This is a genomic window from Mucilaginibacter sp. P5_A6 (assembly GCF_056400585.1).
The window spans coordinates 1-3,881 of sequence record NZ_JBFUKZ010000066.1 but is presented as its reverse complement, the minus strand read 5'-3'; the positions used below and the strand labels follow the sequence as shown (position 1 = coordinate 3,881).

At 37.1% G+C, this 3,881-nt stretch carries 3 protein-coding genes; all 3 read right to left on the bottom strand.

What is annotated here, in order from left to right; translation table 11 throughout:
• Positions 1 to 266: 266 nt before the first annotated feature.
• Positions 267 to 1,724: a pectate lyase family protein gene (locus AC1DO4_RS27595; RefSeq protein ID WP_477420989.1), complete on the bottom strand. Its 1,458-nt coding sequence runs from the start codon at positions 1,722 to 1,724 to the stop codon at positions 267 to 269.
• 204 nt (positions 1,725 to 1,928) lie between these two features.
• The gene (locus AC1DO4_RS27590) at positions 1,929 to 3,014 is read right to left on the bottom strand and encodes an NAD-dependent epimerase (protein WP_477420988.1); all 1,086 of its coding nucleotides are present in this window, start codon (positions 3,012 to 3,014) and stop codon (positions 1,929 to 1,931) included.
• 272 nt (positions 3,015 to 3,286) lie between these two features.
• A complete protein-coding gene (locus AC1DO4_RS27585; RefSeq protein ID WP_477420987.1) occupies positions 3,287 to 3,748 on the bottom strand; it encodes a hypothetical protein in 462 nt (153 codons plus the stop codon).
• Positions 3,749 to 3,881: the final 133 nt, after the last annotated feature.

Genomic DNA, 3,881 nt, shown 5'->3' with positions numbered 1-3,881 from the left:
TTTTAAGCATAATAAAATAATAAGGCGAGGTTTAGATAGCCATTTACCGGCTAACAATTGAAACTATAAAGAAAATATTTATAGGCTAACCGATCAAGGACTGATAGGCCAGTTAATTGGTTTTTTGAAATTAGTAAGCTTTAGGTAAAGGCTTTTCATTTAGAAACTATAATAGCACTGCAGCCATTATAGGTAGTTATGTAGTTGGATAATAAGCCCAAACTACCTTGCGGTAGTTTGGGCTTTAAAAAATGTGTTATTAAATATTAATTAGCAAGTATTGCACCCGAGCCTTTTTGAACTACTGTAGGTACGTTTGCTGCTGCATCAAGCACTGCCGAGTATGAATAAGCCGGCACCCATGATGATAATGAAGTAGTTATATCATTAGAACCGCAATTTGAATAAATATTTGTATTAACTCCACTGAAAAATCCCGGAGGGTCACCAGCCAGATTTGTACTTAGCGGTTTGGCACAGCCTGAGAAATACTCATTGTCTGTACGAACGGTTCCGTTTGCTCTTGCACCTAAACTGTAACCACCGTTATTTAAGTGATAGTTGTTAAATACGTGAACACTTCCATAATTCATATCTGGTTCTCTTTCACTTACATTATACCAAAAGTTATGGTGCAGTGTAACATGTAAATGGCCAATATCTGATTCATGACCTGCTATGCCTCCGCTTATTAACAAAGACAGGTTGGTATCATGAAACTTGCTCCAGGAAACAGTTACGTAATCTGACGCTCTTGTAATCGCAATATCCTTACCCCAATAATCCCAGCCATGACTACGATCGTTTGAGAAATCACAGTGGTCAACCCAAACGTGTGTAGTTGAAAACTTTATCATGAGTGCTGCATCAGTAACATAATTTTTAAAAGTAATGTTCTGAACAATGATATTGTTTACAGTAAACATGTAAAGTGATATGCCTTTAATAGTTGCACCTGGTTTACCAATGATTGATTTATTAGATGAAACGTAAACCGGATCATCGCCCGAGCCACTAATAGTTCCACTAACGTAAACAATTTTTGGAGTTGTACCTGAAAGTGCTGATTTTAACTCAGATAAGTTTGTTACAGTAACCGCTGTACCTCCGGCACCTCCCGTTGTTGTTCCGCCAACCATTGCGTAACCCATTAAAGCTGAGGTTATGCCTGTTGTAGTTGCCGAACCTACGGTTGTAGTAGGCGTTGTAGGGGTGGTAGGTGTTGTAGGCGCTGTAGATGCCGAAGTACTGGTAGTTCCGTTCATCGTGAAGGTATACTTTCTGCCGTTTGTTGCAGGGTTTGTATTATCAGATGCCGAAAAAATCAAAGTAGTACCCCAATGACTAAATCGTCCTTTTCCATAATCACGAATATCCTGGTGTAATGAATGCGGTGGTTTTAATTCAACCCCATTTTCAAATAACCGCATTGTAGATGTGGTAGGTGCTGTGTTTGAATCGCCATTCTGGCTTAGTGCATACGCAATTTTGTAAGCATATCCGCCATCTGATCTTAATCCAGTTAAGTTTACTGCAAAAGTAGTTGCTGCAGTTGTAGCCGCAGAAATTGAAGAGCCGCTCAGATTTGCAGAAAGCGCAGTGTCTTGAATGCTCCCTGAGCCGGAGCCCCCACTTTCTTTTTTACAACTACCTAAAAAGATAATTGCTGATAATACCATGCTGAGTACAGCCACTTTTCCGAAGAGTTTTGTCCTTTTTTTCATGCAATTTTTAATTTTGGCTCTTCAAACGGTACTCCGTTTAAAAAATTACAATTAAAAATTACCTGGAAAGATTAGACTTAAATGTTAAAAAGTTCAAAAACTGTATTTTTTACACTTAAATAGGCCAAAATTGTGTGAAATCAAAGTGTAAAGAAAGTGTATAATTTGCACACTTCATGACATTAAGATGACAAATAAAATATCTTACTCAGACAATATTGCCTCCACCGGTGTACTTTTAACCTTGTAAAAGGCCTTATACCACGCGATAAAACGGGCAACACCGGTAGGTACAGAAATTTGAGGTTTATAATTTAAAACCGTATCAAGATTGGATACATCCGCGCAAGTTTCGGCAACGTCGCCCTCTTGCATTGGTTTGAATATTTTTATTGCTTTCTTATGGATCCGTTTCTCAATTTCACTTACGAAATCAAGCAGGTTAACCGGCGCGCCCCTACCTATGTTAAATAGCCTGAACGGCGCTTTTGATGTGGCTGGATCGGGGTTTAATGCATCCCATTCCTGGTTGCTTTCTGCCGGTTGGTCAATTACATGCACAATACCTTCAACAATGTCATCTATGTAAGTAAAATCGCGTTTCATATTCCCATTGTTAAAAACTTCAATGGGTTTACCCTCTATTATAGCTTTGGTAAAAATAAACAAAGCCATATCTGGTCTGCCCCATGGACCATAAACGGTAAAAAAACGTAATCCTGTTGTACGTAAATTAAATAAATGGCTGTAGGTATGTGCCATCATTTCATTTGCTTTTTTTGAAGCTGCATATAATGAAACGGGATGATCAGCAATATCGTGTTCATTGAATGGCATTTTTTTATTTAACCCGTAAACGCTTGAAGAACTTGCATATACCAAATGGCTAATTTTAAAATGTCTGCAACATTCTAATATATTCAGGAACCCTTTTATATTCGAATCAATATAAACATCGGGATTGGTTAAACTATAACGAACACCCGCCTGTGCTGCCAGGTTACATACAGCATCAAACTTAAAACTTTGAAAAGTACAATCCAGTTGCTCTTTGTCTAACAAATCCAATTTTATAAAAGTATAGTTTGGATACTTTTTACTCCGAACTGGTATTCCATCTTCCAAAGTATTTACCTGAATACCTGTATTGGCCAAACGGGCATATTTCAGCCTTACATCATAATAATCATTTAAATTATCGATACCAACAACGGTATCTCCTCTTTCAAGCAAATGTTTGGCCAAATGATAGCCAATAAAACCAGCTGTGCCGGTGATTAAAATTTTCATAAATCTAGGTTTAAAGTTTAAAAAGAAAACGTTACAGAAAAAAATAGCCTTTAGTTTATTTTACGTTGGAAGTGTTCCCCGGGACAGAGCTGCTCCGGTGGTCTCCAGCCGTGGAAGTGAATTTCAATCACCCACTTCCACGTTAACATTCATTGAGAGAGTTTTCAGAAATTATAATTCTAATAATAGTATATAATAAATCTGCAGAGTTTAATTTTGGGTTTATTATAGCTTTTAAGAAATCCTAATCATAAAGATTATACTGAAAGTATTTACTTCATTTTGTAAGTATACTTTCGGCCATTTGAAAGCGGATTTGTATTATCAGAGGTTGAAAAAATCAACATATTTCCCCAATGACTAAATTCGCCCAAACCAAATACGCGAATGTCGTGATGAACTGAATGTGCGGGGCCAAGCTCAACACCATTTTCGAAAAGCCGGAGGGTAGAAGCGGTAGGCTTGGAATTTGAGTCCCCCATCTGTGGCAGATTATATCCAACTTTGTAGGCAAAACCGCTATCAGATCTTAAACCAATTAAATTTATTGGTATACCTCCTGAGGTATCGTGTCCGGTAGTATCATGTACCGTTATTAGTGTATCATGTACCGTTATAGTATCGTGTACAACCGGGTTTTGTATACCTTTTTTACAGCTATTATTTAGCGTAACAGCAAATACTAATACAGCAAGTAATAGTACTTTTTCCAATAGTTTAGTTTTGGGTTCCATGATATTTTAATTTAAAAAGTTAACAATGAATAATAATCACTCAAATTATAAGTGATGTGAAGATTTATTATACTAAGGCTTTCAAGATAGAATTGATAAAAATTTCGGGGGTTCTGTTTTGGATATAATGCCG